This window comes from Winogradskyella aurantia, assembly GCF_002266855.1.
GTDB classification, from domain to species: domain Bacteria; phylum Bacteroidota; class Bacteroidia; order Flavobacteriales; family Flavobacteriaceae; genus Winogradskyella; species Winogradskyella aurantia.
In genome coordinates this window covers 286,545-310,175 of the sequence record NZ_NGJN01000003.1, presented here as the reverse complement: position 1 = coordinate 310,175, position 23,631 = coordinate 286,545, and the positions used below count along the sequence as shown (strand labels likewise).

Here is a 23,631-nt window from a genome sequence, read left to right as displayed (position 1 = left end):
ATGAAAATATTTATCACAGGGATTTGCGGCTTTGTAGGATCTAGGATAGCAAAGCATCTCAAGGGAGAGAATCCAGATTTTGAGATTTTCGGCCTTGATAACTGCAGTCGAGCAGGCAGTTGGACTAACTTAGAGCCATTGAAAGACTTAGGGATTACCGTTTATCGCGGCGATATTCGCGTGGCGAGTGACTTAGAGACCATTCCTAAAGCTGATGTGTTAATTGATGCTGCAGCAAATCCATCGGTTTTGGCTGGGGTCGATGGTAAAACCAGTAGCCGTCAATTGATTGAACATAATTTGCAAGGGACAATCAATTTATTAGAATACTGTAAACAACACCAAGCCGCCTTTGTGTTGTTGTCTACTAGTCGTGTGTATTCTATTCCTGATTTGGCAAATTTAGATATGGTGGAATCTAACAAAGCTTTTTCGCCATCAACAAAACAAGATTTTCCTGTAGGTATTTCAACTAAAGGTGTCAATGAAAGCTATTCTACGCTCCCACCAGTATCACTGTATGGAAGTACCAAAGTGGCCTCAGAGCATTTAGCCTTAGAATATGGAGAAACCTTTGGGTTCCCAGTTTGGATAAATCGTTGTGGGGTCCTAGCAGGTGCTGGGCAATTTGGGCATCCAGCACAAGGGATTTTTTCCTTTTGGATTCACAGTTTCCAAGAACACAGGCCTTTAAAGTACATTGGTTTTGGTGGCTCGGGTTATCAGGTAAGAGATTGCTTGCACCCTAACGATTTAGCCGATTTAATTTTGTTACAATTACAAGAACCAAAAGACAGTAAAAAACCAAGAATTATTAATTTGAGTGGCGGGGTGGAGAACGCTATGTCATTAGCGCAGCTAACCGAATGGTGTAGAAAACATGTAGGAGATAACACGGTAGAACAGACTAAAACCGAGCGTCCTTTTGATATTCCATGGATGGTATTGGATGCCTCTAAAGCCAAAGCTACCTGGGGCTGGTCTCCAAAGATCAAGATAGATGATATTTTAAACGAAATAGCAAGTTTTGCCAAAACACAAAAGAATTGGTGTGAGTTGAGTGCTTTATAAATGAAAAACAGTCATTATCTAAAAAAAATTCTTAACCTCATTTTACCTTTTGGTAGAAAGCGATTCATTTGGGTTGTTTTTCTCTCCATAAGCCAGGGTATTTTGCAGGCCCTCAGTATATTTTCAATTTTGCCATTTTTGTCCTTCGTAACTAATCCAGATATGATTGCACAATCTGGTTTGTACTTAAAATTTGAGTACCTGCTGCCACCCGCTATAAAAGATAATTTGGTGCTTACTTCGGGCTGCATTGCTATTACACTGATTTTGCTATCTAGTCTCACTAATGTATTTGCCGATTATTATCGCTCAAAATACGCGAATGATACAGGGATGTTAATCGGTTCAAAATTATTAGCTATATACGCTTATCAACCCTATATTTTTCATGTGCAAAATAACAGCGGTGAATTGGTGAAACGAATCCAAGGTGATGTCAATTCTTTTATGGCTGGTGCCATAACGCCTTTAATAGAAATTATATCCAAGTTCATCAATATTATCATAATCTTTATTCTGCTATTATTTATTAATTGGCAGGTGATTTTGGTTGCTGTTGTGTTTTTTTCAGCCATATTGTTCATATCAAACTTATTTTTTAGGAAAAGAATTATTTTGGGTAATTTAGACCGAAAGGATATGGTCAGTGCAAGATACCAATCGGCTTTCCAATTACTCACAGGCATAAAGTCTGCCATCATACACAATTCACAGGAGTATTTTTTGAAACGATTTAAAAAACAATGGCAAATCATCGCAAACCACGATTCATTTTTAACACTGGCTTCTAATGGTCCAAGATATGCTATTGAGGGGATTGTTTTTTCCGGTATTATAATTCTCGTATTGTTTATGTTTTCAAAAGGGAATTCCCTTGAAAATATTTTGCCAATCTTTGTGCTGTTTGTTATGGCAGCCTATCGTATTTTGCCTGGACTTCAGATAATAAGTGCCTCATTAAATAGAATGAAAAGTCATCAATATGCGGTTGATATTTTAACTGAAGACTTTAAAGACAAGATTATTACAGAAGAAAATCAAAATACAACCTTAGAAAAAAGACCAATTGTTTTTTCTGAGAAAATTCTACTAAAAGATTTGTGTTTTAGATACCCCAATGTGTCTGAAGATACCTTAAGGTCTATAAACTTAACGATTAAAAAGGGACAACGCGTTGGTATTATTGGAAGTTCTGGAGCCGGAAAATCTACTTTAGTCGATGCTGTTTTGGGTTTGCTTAAACCTTCACGAGGCGGGATCATCATAGACCACAAACCTCTTAATGAGACAAACATTGCCAGTTGGCGAAAAAAAATAGGCTATGTGCCTCAAGACATCTTTTTAATCGATGATACGGTAATTAATAACATTGCCTTTGGTGTGCCAGAAAAGGATATCGATTTAGAAAAAGTAAAAGCTGCGGCTAAATTGGCTCAAATTCATGATTTTATATCCGAAACCATGTCTGAAGGCTACAAGACTATTTGTGGCGATAGAGGTATAAAGCTGAGTGGTGGGCAAAGGCAGCGAATTGTTTTGGCCAGAGCCCTTTATGGGGAGCCCGAAATACTTATTTTTGATGAAGCGACCAGTGCTTTAGACAACGAAACTGAAAAACGCTTAATAGCCTCTATTGATGCACTACCCAAAAATTTAACGATTATCCAAATAGCCCACCGTCTGGAAACCTTAAAAAATACCGACGTGATATTTGTATTTAAAAAAGGTAAACTAAAATCACAAGGCATTTATAGTGATTTGATTTTAGAAATAAATAATATTACATAAACCGTATGGAGCCTAAAAAGCCTAATGTCCTAATTATCGGATCTGCCAAATGTGGCACAACAACATTGGCTCAAGTTTTAGATGAGCATCCAGATTGTTGTTTAAGCAAGCCCAAGGAAGTTCGTTTTTTTGACTTAGATAAGAATTATCAGAAAGGGGAACTCTGGTATAGCCAACATTTTGCCCACCACACTAATGAAAAGGTTATAATCGATGCCACTCCAAATTACGCAGCGATGCCAAATAATAGGTCTGCAGAGCGCATTTATAACTTTAATCCAGAAATGAAATTAGTCTATATTGTAAGAAACCCTATAGCACGCCTGGTCTCTAGCTGGAAGATGCATTTACATCATAGAAATCACTTTTTGCACAAACCAGCGAAAAAAGGTTTCGAAAGTTATGTGAGTTATCTAAAAAGTCATACAACACACTGGTGTCATTATAAATATGGTTATCAACTGAACCATTATAAAAAGTTTTTTCCAACTGAAAATATCCACGTGATGTTTTTAGAAGATTTAATCAATAATGAGGATTTGGAATTTAATAAACTATATGCTTTTTTAGGTATTGCGAAACCGGAGCAAATAGAAGTAAAGGCATCAAATACTGCAGAAGATAAAAGGACCTTAACGCCTTTTTTTCGCTTTGTTTATGATAATAAATTGGATGGTGTCATTAAAAAAATTGTACCGGAAGCAACACGTAACAGGCTAAAAAAGAATATAAAAATACACGAGAAGATGACATATCCGGAGCCTCTTATTTCAGAGAATTTACAGATTGAATTTATCAATTATGTAAATAAAGATATAACCTTATTTCTTAATGAATACGGAAAAACTGAAGATTTCTGGCAATTAAAATTTTAATATGTTAAGATTTTTTAAAAAATATAAAAATGCAGAAGCTAAAAACCTATTAGTTATTGGTGCGCCAAAATCAGGTACAACGGCATTGTTGTATAAACTGAAAAATGCATTAGGGGGTAATGACGTGGCTGAATATTTCGAGCCCTCACATCTAGAAACCATCAACAAGGCCATAACAAAAAACAAAAAGTCAATAACTAAAGTTGTTGCTATAAAACAAATAGATATGCAGGCCATATCTAATTTTTCGAAAATAATTTTGATACCACGAGATCCAAGAGATCAATTTATTAGTGCTATGCTTTATGAAGCGGGTTATCATTCCCTCTGGGACAAGGACGAAGAACTGATTTTAGAGTTTTATAGTGCCCTTTGTCAAAAATCCAAACAACCAGATTCCATAAATTGTATTGATATGTGGGTGAAGTATGTAGGCCATTCGCTACCGTTAAATGAGTTCGTTCAGAGAAATGAATATCTCAGAAGCTTTTATAAGGAGTCTAATGCCTTTGTCTTAAAGTATGAAGACTTTATAAAGCAAGATTTCGAAAAAACAGAAAAATATTTGGATTTAAGTTTAAATTCAGGTGAAATCGCAGTCGTTCCAACGAGATTCAATAGAGTGGTTCGCACAAAAGGCACAGGGAGTTGGAAAGATTGGTTGACAGCTGCGGATTTAGAATTTTTTAAAGATAAATTCTCAAATTATTATCGAGACTTTGGGTATACTCATCTAGATTGGGAATTAGATCATAATAAAATCGATAAAGAGTTTTCTTCGAATTATTTTCTTAAAACGGTTAATGAGAAAAGAAAGCAAGAAGGCCTTTGTGAGATAATACCTTTATAGATGCATAAAAAAGGAATATATATATCATCAATTATACCAGACACCTCATGTGGCGCTCATATAGCTATACATCGTCATTTTGTACAAAGAAATGACTTTGACATAGCTGTTGTAAGCTATCAAGCTAATACTTCTGAGACTAGTGTAAAGTTTGTGATACCAATGTCAAAAATTCGTAAAAAGGCACAGAACTCCAGATTTTCAAAACTTATTTGGAATTTTCATTATTTATGGAGTTGGTTTTATTTGCCAAAGTCGGTTTTGGAGTATGCAAAAAAATTTGAACCCGATTTTGTGTTTACGGTACCAGATAATATTCACTCTGGATTTGCTCTGCAATTATCAAAACAACTGAATATTCCCCTTGTAGTAGATTTTCAAGATTTATTTCCCTACTCACAGTTTATAAAACCATATATGGAGCCTTATGGTTGGGTACGAGAATTTTTGATGAAAAAGTTTAGACTATTAAATCATACCGCTGACCTCGCCTTTTATACCAGCGAAGGCATGCAAAACTTTTTTGGGGGTCATAAAAACGGACATGTGTTATATCCCATAGGTGATGCCAATATATCTAATATTACCAGTGAGATTGTAAATAATCGATTTACTATTGCCTATGCAGGTAATTGCTACGGAGCCTATGGCAGAATGTTACTTCAATTTGCCAAATTAATTAAAAATCATGATGAATTACACTTAAAAATTTTCCCAGTGGGTAAGGGTTGGAGTGATGAAGACATACAGGAAATGAAGGAAGCAGGTATTTATCAGAGCTTTATGCCATTTGAAGCACTTAAAAAGGAACTTGCGGCTGCAGATGCGTTTTTGACAGTCATGAGTTTTGAGGAATTAGAAAAGCCTTTTGTTTCAACAAGTTTTACAACGAAATGGCTAGACTATGCACCTTATGGAAAACCTATTTTTGTGTGGGGGCCTAACTATTCAAGTGCTTATATCTTTGCCAAAAAGTATCATTGTGGCATTACAATAAGTACTGACTCTGCCAAGGATTTGTTAGATGTATGCCAAAAGACGGCAAGGGACCCTGATACGTCAAAAGTATTTTCTGAAAACGCTTACAAAGTTTCTCAATCCGTTTTGTTTGCCAATAATATCCACGAGGTATTAAAGAGTAATATAAACAGCTTGTAATTAAATGGATGTCTCAATAATCATAGTTAATTATAATACCTTTGAGGTTACTTGTAATTGTTTAGCTTCGGTTTTTGAGAACACAAGTGGTGTTAGCTTTGAGGTTATAGTTGTAGATAACGCATCATCTGAGATAAATCCAGAGAAGTTTATCAGTCGCTTTCCGCTTATAAGGTTAATTAAATCTAAAGAGAATTTAGGCTTTTCAGGCGGTAATAATTTGGGCATAAAGCACTCTAGAGGTAGTGTTTTGTTATTGCTGAATAGTGATACTATTTTAATTAATAATGCTGTGAAATTGGCCTTTGAGCAATTAAACAGTGATAAAAAAATAGGTTGTCTTACCTGTTCCGTACTAAATTTGGATAAAACCCCTCAGGGAGTTTTGGGACGCTTTCCTTCAATTAGGCAAAATCTCATTTCCATTTGTAGAATTGAAAAGTTTGTTAAGAGATATCACCAAGATACTTATAAACTCGGTGACAAATTTGACTATAAAACACCACAGGAGGGGGATTGGATTTGGGGGACTTTCTTTATGTTTTCTAGAGCTGTACTAAATCAGTTTCCTAACAAAAAACTGCACGATGATTTTTTTATGTATGGAGAAGATCTCCAATGGTGTATGTATATTAAACAAAACTTAGGTTTAAAAGTAGTGTTCACCCCAGAGCCAAAAATCTTTCATTTACATGGTGCATCTGACACAAGAAAGTATATAGAGAAATATAAGCAATGGGCCTTCCCTAACTTTGTTAAAACACTTAGGGTTTTAAAAAGCGATACCTACGCCTTCTTTTATGTTTTAACATTTGTGCTTCAACGCTTATTGGTCAGAGGGAATTCAGAAGTTGAGCTATCGTATTATACCCAACAATTGAGATATTTTTTCAAATAGATTATAAGTTATAAATGCATAAAGTATCTGTCATCATACCCAATTATAACCGATCAAAAGTCATAAAGCGTACCTTGGATGCCGTACTGAACCAGACCTTGAAACCGTTTGAAGTCATTGTAGTCGATGACGGCTCAACCGATAATTCATTAGAGGTGTTACAACAATATGGCTCTAGAATTACGGTGATAACACAAGAGAACCTGGGTCCAGCAGCTGCTAGAAACAACGGGTTTTTAAATTCATCGGGTGATTTTATTAGCTTTATGGACAGCGATGATATTCCATCATTGAACAAACTGGAAGTACAAGTCAATAATTTAATTAATCAAAATGCTGATCTGGTCATAGGGCCATGGGTGAGAGGTTGGTTTAATGACACTAAATTTAAGGCAGAAAACGTAGTGCTACAGATGCAAGGCGTGCCATCTTCAAAATCACTGTTGTATTGGTTTCTTACAGAATGGTCTATGGTGTTTCAGCAAACCTTGATTCGCAAAGGATCACTCTTACAAGTAGGGCTGTATGACGAACAGATGAAAGTCATGGAAGATGGAGATTTGTTTGTTCGCTTTTTACTTGCAAATGCCAAAGTGGTTTTTGAACAAGAATCATTGCTATTATACCGCTTAGGTAATGAAGATAAACTAACCCATGCTGGCGCTTCTGATGTAAGGAAACTTAAAGACCGTCTTTATTTTTATAAGAAATTATTTGGCTATTCAAAAGCGCTAGATATTTATAATGAGGCAAGTTTTCAATTGCAACTATTTGTTTTAAGTGAGGCATTGAAAAAAATTGGGATTGAGGATGAGGTATTAAATGGTTATATTAAGAAGTCTAAATTTTATTTTAGGATGTTGTCACTTAAAAAACGATTAACCCTAGGATTTCAACAACGCATACAGGGCCATCGTTGGTCAAGAGCCTATTGCACTAAAGAACTGGTAGTAGAGCAAAAGCAGTTAATTAATCAATTAGGCTATACATTGATGCCATGAGTAAAAAATTATTAATTGTAGAAGAATCACTAAGGGATCTCAAAGCACATTGGTTTGAGTACATTAAGCATATCGCAAAGGAAGCTGATAACCTAGGTTGGAGCACTCAAGTTGCCTGTCATAAAGCTGTTGACCAAGAAATCAAAAAAGAGTTAAAGTGCTTACCAGTGTTTAAGCATGCCCGCTATTTAGATTCGGGAAAGAAAAAGTTACCTGGTGAGCATTATTATGGGTTTGTATTGCATAGTATCCGCGCTTTCCGAGCCATCACAAAAACCATAAAGCACACTGCGTTCGATTTTGTCTTTTGCCCTACCGTAACGGTGCATCACCTATTAGCCTGGTATGTTCTTTTAAAGATTTATCCGCAACAGATTAAAAAACTGTGTTTGTTTTTTGTCACAAATCCTGGAATGTACAATTCAGACACACAAAAAATCAGCTATCCTAAATCCAGCAAAATTTTAGGGTATCTCCTAGCTAAATTTAAGCCTTATGTGCATTCTGGCCAAGTGGTAATGGGTGTTGAGACCAAAGCTGCAAAAACGGAGTTTGAACACATCTCAGGGGTGAAATTTCAATTGTTCCCGCATCCCGTCCCCTTTAATCTAGAGCAAGAACAAGTATTAAATGACCAGTTGCATTTGGCCTGTTATGGTTTTGCGCGCTATGAAAAAGGCTCAGATCTATTACAAGAGGCCATACTAGAAGTTTTAAGTATGCAAGAGGTTCCTAAAGCTCATTTTAGTATACAATGGACCGATGATTTTGTTTTGCCTAATGGAGAGTTGTGTCCCATTAATGAGGCACTAAAAACTTCCAATCAAGTTAGTATTATTGATAAACCATTAAATTCGTCAGAATACCAGTCACTTCTCAAGCGAACTGATATTATGCTCTTGCCCTATAGAAATGCCTCCTATTATGCACGTGTATCTCGCGTGGCTATTGAGGCCACTAATATGGGGATACCTTGTGTCTTTACCAAGGGTGGCTGGTTGCAAGAGACTATTAGTACCTATGGAGCAGGGATTGGCATCAGGGATGAGTCTGTGGATGATTTGGTTATGGCTATTAAAGAAATGATTAGTAATTTTAATGCCTATAAGAAACAGGCAACTGAAAAAAAGGCAATATCTATAGCCTATTTTGAACCCATCAATTTTTGTGAGCAACTCTTAAATGGTGAATGATCTATGCCAGTCGATTTAACGTAATAAGGTAACATCCGCTTAGATTATTTAGTGCACTTAATTTAATGATTAACAAGGCCTCAGCATAAAGAAACAAATTAAAATGCATTAGATTAAGAATTTGAAAGTCATCATTTACAATCCCAACTCCTTCGGCGGTAATTACAACTATGCGCATTGTATTCTAAAGGAATACCAAAGGCGTAATATCCCTTGTAGTCTTGTTTTGCCCTCTAATGCCCTTGCGAGTACTAATGTAAATAGGCAACTACTATTATTGCCCGATGTGCCAAAGACAAAAAATAGGCTTCTAAAAAAAATATATTTTGGATGGCGATCGTTCATAAATCCATTTTTGTTTTTTAAGCATTTACTATTTAAAAAATCCTCTATTGTTGTATTTAACGATTTTGATCAATTGACGGCCTTTATTTGGGTGCCTTTGTTTTATCTATTGCGCCTAAAACACCGCTTTGCCGTTATTTTGCACGATCCAGACCGCGACGCCTATTTTTCCTTTAAAGGGTTGTCGGGCTTAACGATGCGCTGCATTATGAGTTTAATGGATTGGGGTATGTACCACGAGGTGTTGCCTAATAAATGGTATTACAATAATAATGTGCGGTATTTTTCAATACCACATGGCCTATATGAGACGTCAAAAACAGAAAACAAGGTCCTTTCAGCGGAGCTAAAAACACTGCAATCCAAATCAACAGTTTGCACTATTTTGGGTAATATTAGACGAGAAAAAAATTATGAAATGGCCATCCTTGCATTGCAAAAGTGTAATAATTTGCATTTGCTTATTGCTGGTCAAAACGCCAGTTCTGCCTATTCCATAGAGCATCTTAAGACCTTGGCCAAGGTGCATAACGTGGCACATCAAATCACTTGGGTGAACAAATATTTAACAGATGCAGAAATGAATAGTGTTTTAAAGCATACCGATGTTTTACTTTTAAATTATGCCCGTAGCTTTACCTCTCAAAGTGGTATATTAAATATGGCAGCGCCATTTGCACCGCATCTGCTGGTCTCCAAAACAGAGAGTGCCTTGTACCAGATCTGTCAACAATTTCGTTTAGCGGATTTTATTCCTGCTGATGATCCTAAAGCCTTGGAAGAAAAGTTTTTAGAATGGGATAAAAATCAAGTACCTTTAGCGGCCAATTGGGAAGCTTATAGCGCTTATGCGTCTTGGGCACATAATATTGAGATTACACTAAAACATTTTAATCAGCGATGAAGCGATACGGCGGGGCGATTTTAAATTTTTTGTTCAATGAGGTTATTACGCATATCCCTATACATGGTCTAAGAAGAGGGTTTTTACGCTTATTCAATAAAAATATTTCTGGCTCTGCCGTGATTTTAATGCACACCAAAATTCCTTGTTTTTGGAATATTGCAATAGGAGATCATAGCATCATTAATCAGTATTGCTATTTGGATGGTCGCAGATATAAAGTAATTATTCATAATAATGTGGATATTGGACCGTATACAAAAGTGTGGACCCTAGGTCATAATCCACACGATCAGACTCATGCCTTGTATGGCGGGGATGTGGTTATAGAGGACCATGTCTGGATTGCCTCTGGGGCAACAATTCTGCCCAACGTTTGTCTTAAAACAGGAGCCGTGGTTGCTGCTGCTGCTGTTGTGCATAAATCTGTGGAGTCCAAACATATAGTTGCGGGTAATCCTGCGGAATTTTTAAAAATGAGAACAAATAATTTAAGTTACACCATTAATTATAAGCCATTTTTAGAGTGAAAAAAATATTTAGATATCTTTTGGTAATATATTTCATTATTAGTTTACCTATTACGGTGGTTTTTATAAAAAATGAATATATAAGATTCATCTTTCATGAAGTTCTTGTCGAGTGGTACTCAAAAATAAATAATATTGATATCGTTTTTATTGGTGATTCAAACGTAGCAGCAGGAAGATCATTTTCGTCTTACATTGATGTTGGTTTCTTTTCAACAAAAAATTTAGGTCAAAATGGTAATACCTTGGTTCAGGTTAAAGCGACATTAAACAAGGCGCTTTCATATAACCCTCAATTTGTCATAGTTCTTGCTGGAACCAATGATATTTTTTTAAGTGAAAATGGATATAATAATAAGGATTTATTTAAAGATGAATATTCAAAACTTATAGTTGAAATTTTAAAAGGTAATTCGCAACCACTGATTACCCTTATCCCGTACACATCTAATCTGCAGATAAACAAACATATAGATATTTTTAATAGTCAAATTTTAAATCTTGTAAGTGAAAATGATATTGCCTACATCGACTTAAATAAGTTTATTTCTTCAGATGGTGTTTTGTTGAAAAAATATACTACTGATGGGGTTCATTTGAACAATAAAGGTCTAGAATTATGGGGGCAGGAAATTCAAAAGGCATTAAAAGAATAAATTAAGATTGAAAATAGTTTTATCGCATTCCGGCAAACAACACAGCTATCAGGTCGCTAAGGCAATGGACCAATTAGGAGTACTCGACACATTTTATACCAGTGCCTACGTGCGGTATAAAGGTCTACAAAGGTTTTTTTTAAGAACCAAGAACAACTATTTTACAAGACGCTTTGTAACGGGTTTAAGCGGTGATCAAATTAATGCGAACTGGCGTTTTGAGTTGAAGGAGATTCTATTTCGTAAGCTATACGGAAAATCTATAAAAACACAAAATGCCGTATACAACAGGGATGTGAAGTTTGACGCCTATGTCGCTCAGCAAATTGAAAAACGCGCAAAACGAGAAGACCTTAAGGATAAGTTATTTTGGGGTTTTCAAGGCTCTTGTTACAAGTCTTTAAAAGCCGCCAGAAAGGCAGGGATGATTACCGTCATTGAATTAGCCACAGCTCATGTGGTGGCGGCGAAACGAATTTTAGGAGAGGAGCAAAAGTTACAGCCCGAGTGGGCCGATTCCATAGATAATCTTCGCTTTCCAAAAGCCTATGAAGACCGCCTGATCGAAGAACCGCATTTAGCGGATTATGTGGTTGCCGCCTCAGAATTTACCAAAGCAACCTTACTTGAGGTAGGCGTACCAGAACCAAAAATCTTATACTTGCCACTTGGGGTTGAAGTGGCTGAGGTGGCTTCAAAGCGAGAGGCAAAGTATAAAAAACCTATAAAACTGCTCTATGCAGGTACCGTAACCCAACGAAAAGGCATAAAGTATTTACTCGAGGCGATTAAATCCTATGATTCTTCTGAAATAGAATTACATATTTACGGTCATGTTCAGGGTAGTGGCGAAGCATTTAAGGCTTATGAAGCTGATGTGTGTTATCATGGTCCCGTAAGCCAGACTGAGCTCTTTACCCTGTACAAAAATTTTGACTTTTTGGTCTTACCTTCTATTTTTGAGGGCTTTGGTTTAGTCATTATAGAGGCCATGGCTGCAGGTCTCCCTGTGGTGACTACAAAGCACACCTATGGTGCAGAGTTGATTAGCCATGAAGAGAATGGATTTTTAGTGGATATTAGGTCAATATCAGGGTTACGTCAAGTTTTTGACAACATCTTGAAATTAAAGGAGGAGCAATATCTAACCCTATCCTCTAAAGCCAAAGACGCCATACAATCCTTAACCTGGCAGCATTATAAGGCTAGGCTTAAAGATCAATTAGAACAGCTTATGGTTTTAAGGTCGAATGATACCGTTAAACCCCAATTATGATGTTTAGCTTTCAGGTATTACAGATTTGTTCGGCCCTCTTTATAGGGATAGGGGTGTGGTATTATTTGCGTAAAAATGATGAAATCCCTTTAATTCTCGCATTGTTCTATTACACGGTTGCCATTTTAAGGTTTAGCCTTATACAGGAAGGGGTTTTAGATTATGTTGTGGTAAATTATACGTTTGATATTTTTAATCTCAACGATGAATCGGCTAATGTAGCTATGAACTACATGTTTTTGGGTACAGCGGTGTTGACTTTCTTTTACATGAGATTTGCGTCGCGCTATCAAAGGAAAGAAAAAGACCCCGTTGACAATGACCAAAACCTATCAGAGTTTATCACCAAAAAAATGCCGTACATAACGGCAGGTTTTTTTGTGTTTTTAGTGGTGAACGCTGCGCTCGCTGGTAGTGGCTCTGGAGCCTTAGGACAAGGCTATTTAAACTTGCTTAAATTCGGATTGGGAGGGTTTAATTTATTAATGGCTTTAATTCTGATTTCAGCTCGGTTAAAAAGCAATCAAAGACTTCCAGTTATTATTTTTTTAATTATCGGTATACTTTCATCCTATGCCCCATCATCGCGGTTTGTGTTTTTGTCTTGGGCGATAGGTATTAGTTTTTTGGTGTTTAAGGATATGCGTCCATTGCGCAAGTTACGCTATATTTTGCCTGGAGCTCTTGGCATTGTGCTTTTTTTTTCTTTATTAGGGGTGGCCAGGGAGACCAACCTGTCGGCAATTTCCTGGGAAGAGAAACTAGCCCTAGCCACAGAACGCGCATTGATTACAGAAGACCAAAATATGCTCGATGGGTTTATGATGGTGTTAGATGTGTATCCGCAGTTTTTAGATTTTTCATGGGGTACAGAGCATGTGGAAATATTATTACGGCCCATCCCTAGAGCCTGGTGGCCAGAAAAGCCCCTTGGGGGCTATGCCAATAAATTAGGTTTAAATGATGCGGAGGAGGAGACCGTAGGCATTTCACAAAGTATCTATGGGTCCTTTTATGGTGAAGGCGGTGTGACTGGTATTATACTATTTTCTATAGTCTATGCCAAGTTACTCGCTTGGTTGTTGTATTTGGCCAAATCCTATCGGTCTAATTTAAGGTTTTTAATCAAAGGGGTCATTGTGGCCTCACTCATCCCCTTGTTAAGAGGTGGCGATTTACCGGGGATTTACGCCTTTATTGGGATGTCGTTTTGGCCGGTATTTTTATTTATTTACAGTTACCATAAGCACTTAAAAAGAAGTTATGTCATTGCCTAAGTTTCCTAAAAACACGAGTCCTTTGGTGGTTAATAGTCACCCTAGGTCGGGTACACATTTATTAATAGATTTATTGAGGAGACAATATAAGGAGTGTGCAATTAAAAAGACATGGGACAGAGGTTTAGATGATTTGTATTTTTCAATAGAGGGCTTATTGGATGCTAAAGCTGATATTGATAAAATTGAAAAGAAAGGCTTGCGAGTTTTAGCGTCTTGTGAAGCACCACTGGTAAAATACCACTGCTACTCCGAGGGACTGCTCAAAATCAAGTTTCCAGATTGGATGCATTATTTATCGAAATGTAAATCAATTTACATATACAGAAACTTATATGATGTATTGTGCTCTACTTATATCTATATGCAATCCTTCGAAAATGCGGGCAAAGGTGTGTCCTTAAGTGCATTTATCAGACAACCTTTTGCCAATTCACCCAACCGTGTACATTTTTGGCTCAATGAAGTGCAGCATCAACGTTCTAGAACGAGTAATTTGATGTTGTCCTATGAAGATATAATTGATAACACTGAATCTGTTTTAGATCAATTAGATGTTTTTCTTAGCCTAAAATCTATTAGATATGTGCCATTACTACCACCAAAGACCTATAACAAATGGAAAATTAGGTGGCAGCGTTTATTTTCAAGTTATCCTAATAATACTGCTATTTTAGCCTCACATAATGGTATAACGAAATTAAATTCAGATACTGCTTTTTCCAAACAGGATTTAAACTTTATAAATGATATGGCTGGTTCAACATTAACAGATTTGGGTTACCCAATAAAAAATAAATAACCTTAACTATAAAACACCTAAAAATTGAAAATTTTAATTGTTTGGGACAGAATGGGGGATTATCATCGCAGTCGTGTCGAGGCCTACAGGGCAATGAATCTCGAAGATAGCCTATATACGGCAGATTTAGGCTCAGGGGATAAGCTTTATAAATGGCAGAACACGGCCCATAACAGTCATTTTGTTTTATCGGATAAGGCAGCGGACCAATGGGATATATGGCGACGATTTCAAAGATTCAAGCAAATTGTTGCAGCCAATGAGATTGATAAAGTGGTCTTGTCGGGATATGGGAAACCTGTGTATTTGTGGTTTACCCTTTGGTTAAAATTAAAAGGGATAAGGACCTATATGTTTGCAGAGTCCTGGTATCCAAGTAATGCCTTAGTTGACGCCATAAAAGGGTGGTTTTTAAGACATTTTGTTAAAGGTATCTTTGTCTCTGGCCAGCGCGCAGAGCATCATTTTGTAAGGCGTCTAGGATTTCCAAAAGATCAAGTAACTACCGGATACAGTGTAGTGGATAATGCCCATTTTCAATTTGAGCGTAGTTTGGAGGATATAACCAAGGCCATGGCCAATACACCGTTATTATTATGTGTGGCACGTTATGCTGAAGAAAAAAACCTAGCCCTTCTTATTGAAGCGTTTGAAGCGTCTGAATTAGCCTCTAAATGGCACTTACAAATCGTCGGTGGTGGTCCTCTGAAAGAGACCTTAAAAGATAAAATCACAAATCCAGATAAGGTTCAGTTATTGAACTGGCAAGCTTATAATGATTTACCCCTATTATATCAAAACGCGACTTGCTTTATTTTGCCGAGTCGCTTTGAACCTTGGGGCCTGGTTGTGAATGAGGCTATGGCCGCAGCATTACCCGTGATACTGTCGGATGCTTGTGGTTGCTTACCTGATTTGCTTTATGATAATGGGTATAGTTTTAAGGCTGAAAGTAAAAAAGAGTTGATAGGTGTTTTAAATCAATTACAGTCGTGTAATACAGCTGAATTATATAAAATGGGTTTAAGCTCAGCAAAACGAATTTCAAAATTTACACCACAACATTGGGCTATATCCTTAAATAAACTTCTCTGCTAATGCACAACTATATCCTTCATTTAATAGATAATGTCAGTCAAGTTAATTATGGTATTTGGAATGCGGCTTTGTGCAATTCCAGTAAACTTAATGAAAAGGGTGTTAGAATTTACGCGGCATTTCCAGAGCAAGATGGGTTCAGTTATCCTGGGGTAACACCTATACCCATTAAAAAAACAAATGAAATCTTTGCATGGCTTGAGCGCAATAAAATTAATCAAACAAATACGCTAATTGTTTCACACGGCTGTTGGCGGTGGCCCACAAAAATAGGCCATGCTTTAAATAAAATAGGCTACAGATGGATGGCCGTACCACATGGCATGCTAGAACCCTGGTCTATGGCCCAAAAAAAACTAAAAAAAAATATTTACTTCCATACTATTGAGAAACCCTTATTAAAAAAGGCAGATATAATTAGAGCGGTAAGCAAACCAGAGCGCATGCACTTAATGAAGGTATTTGACAGTAAAGTTCTGCATATACCTAACGGTATTAACCCAACATCGGATAGCATGAGTAAGCCGACTGAATTCCCATTACGATTACTTTTTATGGCACGATTACATCACAAGAAGGGTATTGTGCCGTTATTGGAGGGTTGGCTTCAGAGTCCTTTAGCAAATAACGCCGACTATATGTTGCAAATCGCTGGACCAGACGATGGCGAGTTAATTAAAATGGAACCGTTAATAGCACAATGTTCGAATGTTGAATACTTAGGTGCAGTTTACAATGCGCAAAAGGATAATTTACTGAGTCAAAGCCATGTTTATGTGCTGCCGTCTTATAGCGAAGGGTTTCCGTCTAGTGTTTTAGAGGCTATGGATTATGGCTTGCTACCTTTAATTTCTGAGGGATGCAATTTTCCAGAAGCTTTTGAAAATAATTGCGTTGTTGAGGTTAAACCTAATGCGGCACTTATAGCTGAGACCTTAATTGAGATTTCTAAATGGCCCATAAAGACTGTAATTGAAAAAGGTAGGGTTTCTAAAGACTTTGTGGCAAAAAATTACACCAATGACATCGTTACTAACCAATTATATGAGGCCTTAGGTCGGTTGCTTAAAAGATGATTGTTTTGTGACGTACCCCTTTTAAAGGATTAGCTTTGAAAAAAAATATCGTGCAGGAGTTCAAAAGTCTTAAAATGCCTATTTTAGCCACTCCAAACAATACTCGAAATATGAAACGCATTTTAGTGACTGGCGGCGCTGGTTTTGTAGGCTCACATCTTTGTGAGCGCTTATTAAAGGAAGGCAACGAAGTTATCTGTTTAGACAATTACTTTACAGGCTCCAAACGCAATATAGAACATTTGATGGATCACCATTACTTTGAGTTGGTCCGCCACGATATCATTAACCCCTATATGATTGAAGTAGACGAGATTTATAATCTCGCTTGCCCAGCCTCACCAGTACATTACCAGTTTAATCCCATAAAAACCGTAAAGACCTCAGTTATGGGTGCAATTAATATGTTAGGCCTGGCCAAACGCATTGGTGCTAAAATATTACAAGCCTCAACAAGTGAGGTCTATGGTGACCCAAGTGTTCACCCGCAACCCGAGTCCTATTGGGGTAATGTAAACCCTATTGGTCTTCGCTCGTGCTATGATGAAGGTAAACGTTGTGCAGAAACCTTGTTTATGGATTACCACCATCAAAATAAGGTGAATATAAAAATCATTCGTATTTTCAATACCTACGGCCCACATATGCATCCGCATGATGGACGTGTCGTATCTAATTTTATCGTTCAGGCCCTCAAGGGTGAGGATATCACCATCTTTGGCGATGGCACTCAAACCCGTAGTTTCCAGTATGTGGACGATTTGGTGGAAGGTACCTATAGAATGATGAACAGCAGGGATGGTTTTACCGGTCCCGTGAATATTGGAAATCCCGTAGAGTTTACCATGTTGGAGTTGGCTAAAGAAGTATTGACACTTACGGGGTCTAAGTCAAAGTTGACCTTTTTACCCTTACCACAAGATGATCCTATGCAACGTCAACCGGATATCAGCTTAGCAAAAAAAGAACTCAACGGTTGGGAACCAAAGGTTCATTTAAAGGAAGGCTTAACCCATACCATTGCGTATTTTGATACTTTATTGAAGAAAGATCCTAGCTTGGTTTAGGGAGAGATGAGATGGTTGTTTCTGTCAATTGACGATTGCTATTCCTTTTTAACTGACAGAGGCACTTCATTTTATCACATCGAGTGATTGCGAAGTATGAGCAAGTGTATCGAGATGTATTAAGATGTATTAATTTGTTGCTTGTGATTTTTTATTCGGTGATTCAGTGAAGTGGTGAAGTGGCGATGCGGTGAGACGGTGATGCAGTGATGCGATGAAGTGGTGACGCGTTCTCGATACAATTTTTCAAAGCTATGTTTTAAAAAACCACTCCAACTGACATCCTTATTCTTTGTTACAATCCTCACCTCCTATGACATGCTTTACGTCTTGTCACATCGAGTGATTTTTGGCAGCGTGAGCGAACAAAAATAGTATCGAGATGTCATACGAGGTGATTTATAATAAGCAGTTCTCGATACAAAATGGCCTGCGCCATTCCACTCGAACTGACAGCAGTACTTCATTTTGTCACATCGAGTGATTTTGCGAGTATGCGAGCAACATTGTATCGAGATGCGTTTAAAGCCATTCGCTATCATAAGTTCTCGATACAAAATGGCTTGCGCCATTCCACTCGAACTGACATCAATACTTTATTTTGTCACAACTCGTGTTCTCTTTCACATGATTTACGTTTTGTCACATCGAGTGATTTTGCGAGTATGCGAGCAACATTGTATCGAGATGCGTTTAAAGCCATTCGCTATCATAAGTTCTCGATACAAAATGGCTTGCGCCATTCCACTCGAACTGACAATGACCCATTGTTTTGCCACATCGAGTGCGTGTATCGAGATGAAGTCATAAGCTTTATCAATAGGCTTAAAACCAACTTATTTAGTTATTAAACTTCTTTTTAGCCAAATTCGGAAGCTTATCAATTTCATTATTAATGAGCGCAATCTTTTTCGTCCTGGACCAACGTTTAATTTGTTTTTCGGAACTAATGGCCATATTTACATCTGTAAACTCTGCATGAAAAACAAGTTTGACAGGTCTTCTTGAATAGGTATAACACGAGTTATCCTGACCTTTTTGGTGTTCCAAAAGTCTTCTGTCAAGGTTATTTGTTATTCCCGTGTAAAGCGATTTATCGCCGCATTCCAGTATGTAGACATAATATAGTTTCATTGGTGCTTAAAAGGTAGCTAAAAATTTGAACTGTAACGCTGTAAAGGTTCTCGATACAATTCCGATGTTTATCAGAATCACTCAAACTGACATCAATACTTCATTTTGTCACATCGAGTGATTTTGCGAGTAGGCGAGCAAAATTGTATCGAGATGCATTTAAAGCTATACGCTATCATAAGTTCTCGATACAAAATGGTTTAGGCCATTCTACTCGAACTGACAGCGGTACTTCATTTTGTCACACCGAGTGATTTTGCAAGTAGGCGAGCAAAATTGTATCGAGATGCATCTAAACCTATACGCTATCAAAAGTTCTCGATACAATTTTTCAAAGCTGTGCTTTAAAAAACCACTCGAACAGACATCAATACTTCATTTTGTCACAACTCGTTTTCTCTTTTACATGCTTTACGTTTTGTCACATCGAGTGATTTTGCGAGTTTGCGAGCAAAATTGTATCGAGATGCGTTTAAAGCTATACGCTATCAAAAGTTCTCGATACAAAATGGCTTGCGCCATTCCACTCGAACTGACATTGATCTTCTTTGTTACAAGTCACGTTCTCTTTTACATGCTTTACGTTTTGTCACATCGAGTGATTTTGCGAGTATGCGAGCAAAATTGTATCGAGATGCATTTAAAGCTATACGCTATCATAAGTTCTCGATACAAAATGGCTTAGGCCATTCCACTCGAACTGACATCAATCTTCTTTTTTACAGTTCAATCAATTTATTACATGATTTATGTTTTGTCACATCGAGTGATTTTGCGAGTATGCGAGCAAAATTGTATCGAGATGCATCTAAAGCTATACGCTATCAAAAGTTCTCGATATAATTTTTCAAAGCTGTGCTTTAAAAAACCACTCGAACAGACATCAATACTTCATTTTGTCACATCGAGTGCTCATGAAGTATCAGCAACTATATTGAGATGTAATACAAGGAGATTTTTCAGAAGGAGTTTTCGCTACAATTTTTCAAAGCTGTGCTTTAAAAAACCACTCGAACTGACATCAATACTTCATTTTGTCACATCGAGTGCTTGCGAAATATGAGCAAGTATATTGATATGTCTTCTGCATTGTTTCCGATTCTCTTTTCTCGTCTCTCTTTTTTTTCACTACTCATTACTCACTACTCACTACTCACTACTCACTACTCATCTTTTTCCGTCTCACGCTTCCAAGCTCGCACCTAAAATTCAAAAGTACATTTTGATATACCCATCATTTAAAAATAAAATGCGATATTCGTTTTTTGAAAGGCGAAGACTTTGAAAACAGACCTGTCTACATACAATAACAGCTGGTACCAACCAGGCCCAAAATTGAAACGCCTCTTGTGGTATATTGTGAGTAGCCTTTGCTTTCAGTCCTCTTGGAATGTCTCGTCAAGTTTAAAAGTGGCCTTGCTCAAGGGCTTCGGTGCTAACGTCGGGAAAGAGGTAGTCATAAAACCTAAAGTAACCATAAAATACCCGTGGAAACTGAGTATTGGGCATCACTGTTGGATAGGCGAAGGGGTATGGATTGATAATCTCGATCAGGTCACCTTGGAATCTAACGTCTGTATCTCCCAAGGTGCCTTACTATTGTGTGGAAACCACAATTATAAGTCCATAAGTTTTGATTTAATGACAGCACCCATTTATTTGGAGGAGGGCAGTTGGGTTGGGGCCATGGCTAAGGTAGCCCCGGGCGTGCGCTTTGGTAGCCATGCCATCTTGACCATGGGGTCGGTAGCGACGTCGAATCTAGAGGCCTATGGCATTTATGCGGGCAATCCAGCCCTCAAGAAAAAAACGCGACATATAGCATAACCGATTAGCACATGAAGGTCTCTATCATTACAGCCACCTATAACTCTGCGGATACTGTAGGTAAATGCATAAGCTCGGTCCTTAAGCAATCCTATCCCGATATAGAATACCTTATTATTGACGGAAACTCAAAAGATAATACCATAGCTAAGGTGAGGGCGCTAACGGATGGTTATGACCACATTAGATTGATTTCCGAACGGGATAAGGGTATTTACGATGCCCTAAATAAGGGGATTTCCAAAGCCTCAGGTACCATTATAGGTTTTGTGCATTCGGACGATTTTTTAGCCTCAGAGGATATCATAAGTCAGATTGTAAAAATCTTTAAAGACCAAAACGTAGATGGGGTCTATGGCAATCTGCACTATGTGGCCGCTGACAATACCGATAAAGTGATTAGAAATTGGATAAGTCAAGCCTTTAGGCCAAGCCTCTTAAAACAAGGTTGGATGCCAGCACACCCTACTTTATACCTAAAGTCGACGGTGTATCAAACCTATGGGGCTTTTAATTTGGATTATAGAATTGCCGCCGACTATGAGTTTGTTTTGCGCATTTTTAAGCAGCCTGAGTTACGATTTTCGTACTTACCAGACACCATTGTAAAGATGCGTGTGGGTGGTGCCAGTAATAGGAGTCTTAGGAATATCATTCAAAAAAGTAAGGAAGACTATCGTGCTATTAGGCAACATCAATTGGGAACGTGGTGGACCATTGTTCAGAAAAACGGATCTAAAATAAAGCAGTTTTTTCCTAATTTTAAGATGACATTAAGAAAATGAGCTTCTGCTGTGTTTTACGAATTAATTTAAAGATATTTGTATCCCCTAAGGACAAAAGGACTTGAATTATGGTAAAAGAATTATTAGAGAATTTTGTTCCGGAACAACATGTCTTTGCTTTGATGGCCTTTGCCGCATTCGTCGCAATTGTGGTTTCTATTGCCAGTTACCCCGCCATCATCAATGTGGCCAAGGCAAAGCATTTAATGGACGTGTCTGATGATCGCAGTAGCCACTCGGGGACGGTTCCCAATTTGGGTGGTATAGGGATGTTTATGAGCATCGTAGTGGCTATCACTATAATCGGTGCCGTTTTGGATACCAAAAGTTTACTGTTGATTTTAGGTGGTATTACCATTTTGTTTTTCCTAGGCTTAAAGGATGACATTCTTATTCTTTCCCCACGAAAAAAATTTACAGGCCAATTATTGGCAGGACTCTTACTCATTGTGTTTACGGATACACGTATTGTCGGTTTGTCCGGGTTATTTGGCGTCAGTATTATGCCCTACTGGGTCTCGGTTATCTTTACCCTTTTTGTTTATATACTTATTATCAATGCCTTTAACCTCATTGATGGTGTCGATGGACTTGCAGGGACCCTGGCCCTTATGGCCTGTGCGGCATTTGCCTATGTCTTTTATCAGTACAAGGATATAAGTATGGTGGTCTTGGCAGCAGCGGCGGTCGGCGCTATTTTACCGTTTTTGTTTCTGAATTTTTCAAGGCGGCATAAAATGTTTATGGGAGATACGGGCTCTATGATACTGGGCTTTATCATAGCCGTATTTGCGGTACGCTTTATTAATAGCTCCGAATTAATAGAAACGAGACCATATTACGATGCGTCTCCAGTTTTAGTACTTTCGTTTCTGTTCTTCCCTCTGCTAGATACCCTGCGTATTTTTTTTATCCGCTTGGTGGTTCACAAAAAAAGTCCCTTTGCAGCCGACAAGAATCATTTACACCATCGCTTTTTAGATAAGGGCTTTAGTCATGTACAAACCACCCTTATTATAGTACTCATTAATATAATCTTGATTTTTTGCGCCTTTACCTTAAGTAATTTAGATATACATTGGCAATTAGCGGTACTATTGTGTTTAGGTACCCTATTGTATTCACTATATTTTTTGTACGATTGGGTTCGCAGTTGGGGATAACAGCCCTAGAATACGAAACAAATGTCAGACCCGCTATTTTATTCTTTGTCTATCTTAGATTTGCGTTTATATTTGTGTCAAGTTTAAAAAAATTTATGTTACAACGACTGGGAATTGTTTTCATGCTAGTGCTTTTTTGTGCCTGTGCCACAAAAAAGGAAATACTTTATCTTCAGGATATCGATACGCAAAAGGAAGCGGCTATTAGTTATAGCAATCCTACTCTACAACCAAACGACGTGTTGCGCATTGATGTGGGAGCCTTAAATCCAGAGTCGGCAATACCTTATAATTTACCTACTAATAATAACCAAGGTGGTGGCAATGTCCAATTTTTGCAGTTGCAGGGCTATTTGGTGTCGCCAGATTATACCATTAATTTTCCCGTATTGGGTGAAATTTCCGTAGCACAATTGACTACACCAGAGTTGGAGCGTCATTTAAAGCAACGTTTGGAAGACGAAAATCATCTCATAGCACCTTCGGTTAATGTGCGCTTACTTAATGCAAAGGTGACCGTTTTGGGTGAGGTGAATGCCCCAGGGACCTATAGTTTTACGGAGCAAAATATTACCTTATTACAGGCCTTGGGCTATGCGGGAGATTTAACCATCAATGGTGTTCGCGAAGATGTCGTGGTGATGCGTGATGAAAAGGGTGTAAAACAGATTACACATATAGATCTAACCACCTCTGACTGGATGAACGGCCCTTATTATTTTGTAAGACCTAATGACGTTATTGTGGTGAATCAAAATAATCCCAAGGTAAAAACAGCCGGATATATTGGGAATATTGGAACTTTATTGTCCGTAGTGACCATAACGCTAACTTTAACCTTGTTATTAACCAGATAA

At 37.6% G+C, this 23,631-nt stretch carries 22 protein-coding genes; 21 read left to right on the top strand and 1 reads right to left on the bottom strand.

Features of this window, described 5'->3' with window-relative positions:
* From CA834_RS07245 to CA834_RS07165, 17 genes are all read left to right on the top strand, one after another.
* Nucleotides 1-1,071 carry an NAD-dependent epimerase/dehydratase family protein gene (locus CA834_RS07245; RefSeq protein WP_094968018.1) on the top strand — a complete coding sequence of 357 codons (1,071 nt, stop codon included), beginning with the start codon at nt 1-3 and terminating at the stop codon, nt 1,069-1,071.
* Nucleotides 1,072-2,859: an ABC transporter ATP-binding protein gene (locus tag CA834_RS07240; RefSeq protein ID WP_094968017.1), complete on the top strand. Its 1,788-nt coding sequence runs from the start codon at nt 1,072-1,074 to the stop codon at nt 2,857-2,859.
* Nucleotides 2,860-2,864: 5 nt separating this feature from the next.
* Nucleotides 2,865-3,734 carry a sulfotransferase family protein gene (locus CA834_RS07235; RefSeq protein WP_094968016.1) on the top strand — a complete coding sequence of 290 codons (870 nt, stop codon included), beginning with the start codon at nt 2,865-2,867 and terminating at the stop codon, nt 3,732-3,734.
* Nucleotide 3,735: 1 nt separating this feature from the next.
* Nucleotides 3,736-4,584 carry a sulfotransferase domain-containing protein gene (locus tag CA834_RS07230; RefSeq protein WP_094968015.1) on the top strand — a complete coding sequence of 283 codons (849 nt, stop codon included), beginning with the start codon at nt 3,736-3,738 and terminating at the stop codon, nt 4,582-4,584.
* The gene (locus CA834_RS07225; RefSeq protein WP_094968014.1) at nt 4,585-5,742 is read left to right on the top strand and encodes a glycosyltransferase family protein; all 1,158 of its coding nucleotides are present in this window, start codon (nt 4,585-4,587) and stop codon (nt 5,740-5,742) included.
* A gap of 4 nt (nt 5,743-5,746) precedes the next feature.
* Nucleotides 5,747-6,640: a glycosyltransferase family 2 protein gene (locus CA834_RS07220; protein ID WP_094968013.1), complete on the top strand. Its 894-nt coding sequence runs from the start codon at nt 5,747-5,749 to the stop codon at nt 6,638-6,640.
* A 14-nt stretch (nt 6,641-6,654) separates the two neighbouring features.
* Complete coding sequence (locus tag CA834_RS07215) at nt 6,655-7,641, top strand: glycosyltransferase family 2 protein (protein ID WP_094968012.1); 987 nt, start codon at nt 6,655-6,657, stop codon at nt 7,639-7,641.
* On the top strand, nt 7,638-8,834 hold the full coding sequence (locus CA834_RS07210) for a glycosyltransferase (protein ID WP_094968011.1): 1,197 nt from the start codon (nt 7,638-7,640) through the stop codon (nt 8,832-8,834). Before CA834_RS07215 ends, CA834_RS07210 begins: the two co-directional genes overlap by 4 nt.
* Before the next feature lie 121 nt (nt 8,835-8,955).
* The gene (locus CA834_RS07205; RefSeq protein WP_133085469.1) at nt 8,956-10,083 is read left to right on the top strand and encodes a glycosyltransferase family protein; all 1,128 of its coding nucleotides are present in this window, start codon (nt 8,956-8,958) and stop codon (nt 10,081-10,083) included.
* The gene (locus tag CA834_RS07200) at nt 10,080-10,613 is read left to right on the top strand and encodes an acyltransferase (protein WP_094968009.1); all 534 of its coding nucleotides are present in this window, start codon (nt 10,080-10,082) and stop codon (nt 10,611-10,613) included. Before CA834_RS07205 ends, CA834_RS07200 begins: the two co-directional genes overlap by 4 nt.
* Nucleotides 10,610-11,269 (top strand): SGNH/GDSL hydrolase family protein, encoded by a 660-nt coding sequence (locus CA834_RS07195; RefSeq protein ID WP_165764767.1) that lies wholly within the window; start codon nt 10,610-10,612, stop codon nt 11,267-11,269. The genes CA834_RS07200 and CA834_RS07195 overlap by 4 nt, the downstream gene beginning before the upstream one ends.
* Before the next feature lie 7 nt (nt 11,270-11,276).
* Nucleotides 11,277-12,545, top strand: a complete 1,269-nt coding sequence (locus CA834_RS07190; protein WP_094968007.1) for a glycosyltransferase family 4 protein — start codon at nt 11,277-11,279, stop codon at nt 12,543-12,545.
* On the top strand, nt 12,542-13,822 hold the full coding sequence (locus CA834_RS07185) for a hypothetical protein (RefSeq protein ID WP_133085468.1): 1,281 nt from the start codon (nt 12,542-12,544) through the stop codon (nt 13,820-13,822). The genes CA834_RS07190 and CA834_RS07185 overlap by 4 nt, the downstream gene beginning before the upstream one ends.
* Nucleotides 13,809-14,624: a sulfotransferase domain-containing protein gene (locus CA834_RS07180; RefSeq protein ID WP_094968005.1), complete on the top strand. Its 816-nt coding sequence runs from the start codon at nt 13,809-13,811 to the stop codon at nt 14,622-14,624. Before CA834_RS07185 ends, CA834_RS07180 begins: the two co-directional genes overlap by 14 nt.
* 24 nt (nt 14,625-14,648) lie before the next feature.
* Entirely contained in the window at nt 14,649-15,722 is a 1,074-nt protein-coding gene (locus CA834_RS07175) for a glycosyltransferase family 4 protein (protein ID WP_133085467.1), read from the top strand.
* A complete protein-coding gene (locus CA834_RS07170; protein WP_094968003.1) occupies nt 15,722-16,798 on the top strand; it encodes a glycosyltransferase in 1,077 nt (358 codons plus the stop codon). Before CA834_RS07175 ends, CA834_RS07170 begins: the two co-directional genes overlap by 1 nt.
* A gap of 110 nt (nt 16,799-16,908) precedes the next feature.
* A complete protein-coding gene (locus CA834_RS07165) occupies nt 16,909-17,865 on the top strand; it encodes a UDP-glucuronic acid decarboxylase family protein (protein WP_094968166.1) in 957 nt (318 codons plus the stop codon).
* Between the two features lie 840 nt (nt 17,866-18,705).
* Here CA834_RS07165 and CA834_RS07160 read toward each other — a convergent pair.
* The gene (locus CA834_RS07160; RefSeq protein ID WP_094968002.1) at nt 18,706-18,999 is read right to left on the bottom strand and encodes a GIY-YIG nuclease family protein; all 294 of its coding nucleotides are present in this window, start codon (nt 18,997-18,999) and stop codon (nt 18,706-18,708) included.
* A gap of 1,281 nt (nt 19,000-20,280) precedes the next feature.
* Here CA834_RS07160 and CA834_RS07155 point away from each other — a divergent pair.
* From CA834_RS07155 to CA834_RS07140, 4 genes are all read left to right on the top strand, one after another.
* Nucleotides 20,281-20,826 carry a WcaF family extracellular polysaccharide biosynthesis acetyltransferase gene (locus tag CA834_RS07155; RefSeq protein ID WP_094968001.1) on the top strand — a complete coding sequence of 182 codons (546 nt, stop codon included), beginning with the start codon at nt 20,281-20,283 and terminating at the stop codon, nt 20,824-20,826.
* Between the two features lie 11 nt (nt 20,827-20,837).
* Nucleotides 20,838-21,611, top strand: coding sequence for a glycosyltransferase family 2 protein (locus tag CA834_RS07150; protein WP_094968000.1), 774 nt, complete (start codon nt 20,838-20,840; stop codon nt 21,609-21,611).
* A 68-nt stretch (nt 21,612-21,679) separates the two neighbouring features.
* The gene (locus CA834_RS07145; protein WP_094967999.1) at nt 21,680-22,774 is read left to right on the top strand and encodes an MraY family glycosyltransferase; all 1,095 of its coding nucleotides are present in this window, start codon (nt 21,680-21,682) and stop codon (nt 22,772-22,774) included.
* Nucleotides 22,775-22,869: 95 nt separating this feature from the next.
* Nucleotides 22,870-23,631: a polysaccharide biosynthesis/export family protein gene (locus CA834_RS07140; RefSeq protein ID WP_094968165.1), complete on the top strand. Its 762-nt coding sequence runs from the start codon at nt 22,870-22,872 to the stop codon at nt 23,629-23,631.

Excerpts from the sequence above, each read along its gene's own strand:
- CA834_RS07245 (WP_094968018.1), top strand. The coding sequence starts at position 1 with ATGAAAATATTTATCACAGGGATTTGCGGCTTTGTAGGATCTAGGATA.
- CA834_RS07145 (WP_094967999.1), top strand. The coding sequence starts at position 21,680 with ATGGTAAAAGAATTATTAGAGAATTTTGTTCCGGAACAACATGTCTTT.
- CA834_RS07215 (WP_094968012.1), top strand. The coding sequence starts at position 6,655 with ATGCATAAAGTATCTGTCATCATACCCAATTATAACCGATCAAAAGTC.
- CA834_RS07225 (WP_094968014.1), top strand. The coding sequence starts at position 4,585 with ATGCATAAAAAAGGAATATATATATCATCAATTATACCAGACACCTCA.
- CA834_RS07150 (WP_094968000.1), top strand. The coding sequence starts at position 20,838 with ATGAAGGTCTCTATCATTACAGCCACCTATAACTCTGCGGATACTGTA.
- CA834_RS07235 (WP_094968016.1), top strand. The coding sequence starts at position 2,865 with ATGGAGCCTAAAAAGCCTAATGTCCTAATTATCGGATCTGCCAAATGT.
- CA834_RS07220 (WP_094968013.1), top strand. The coding sequence starts at position 5,747 with ATGGATGTCTCAATAATCATAGTTAATTATAATACCTTTGAGGTTACT.
- CA834_RS07210 (WP_094968011.1), top strand. The coding sequence starts at position 7,638 with ATGAGTAAAAAATTATTAATTGTAGAAGAATCACTAAGGGATCTCAAA.
- CA834_RS07160 (WP_094968002.1), bottom strand. The coding sequence starts at position 18,999 with ATGAAACTATATTATGTCTACATACTGGAATGCGGCGATAAATCGCTT.
- CA834_RS07185 (WP_133085468.1), top strand. The coding sequence starts at position 12,542 with ATGATGTTTAGCTTTCAGGTATTACAGATTTGTTCGGCCCTCTTTATA.
- CA834_RS07140 (WP_094968165.1), top strand. The coding sequence starts at position 22,870 with ATGTTACAACGACTGGGAATTGTTTTCATGCTAGTGCTTTTTTGTGCC.
- CA834_RS07180 (WP_094968005.1), top strand. The coding sequence starts at position 13,809 with ATGTCATTGCCTAAGTTTCCTAAAAACACGAGTCCTTTGGTGGTTAAT.
- CA834_RS07170 (WP_094968003.1), top strand. The coding sequence starts at position 15,722 with ATGCACAACTATATCCTTCATTTAATAGATAATGTCAGTCAAGTTAAT.
- CA834_RS07230 (WP_094968015.1), top strand. The coding sequence starts at position 3,736 with ATGTTAAGATTTTTTAAAAAATATAAAAATGCAGAAGCTAAAAACCTA.
- CA834_RS07165 (WP_094968166.1), top strand. The coding sequence starts at position 16,909 with ATGAAACGCATTTTAGTGACTGGCGGCGCTGGTTTTGTAGGCTCACAT.
- CA834_RS07200 (WP_094968009.1), top strand. The coding sequence starts at position 10,080 with ATGAAGCGATACGGCGGGGCGATTTTAAATTTTTTGTTCAATGAGGTT.
- CA834_RS07240 (WP_094968017.1), top strand. The coding sequence starts at position 1,072 with ATGAAAAACAGTCATTATCTAAAAAAAATTCTTAACCTCATTTTACCT.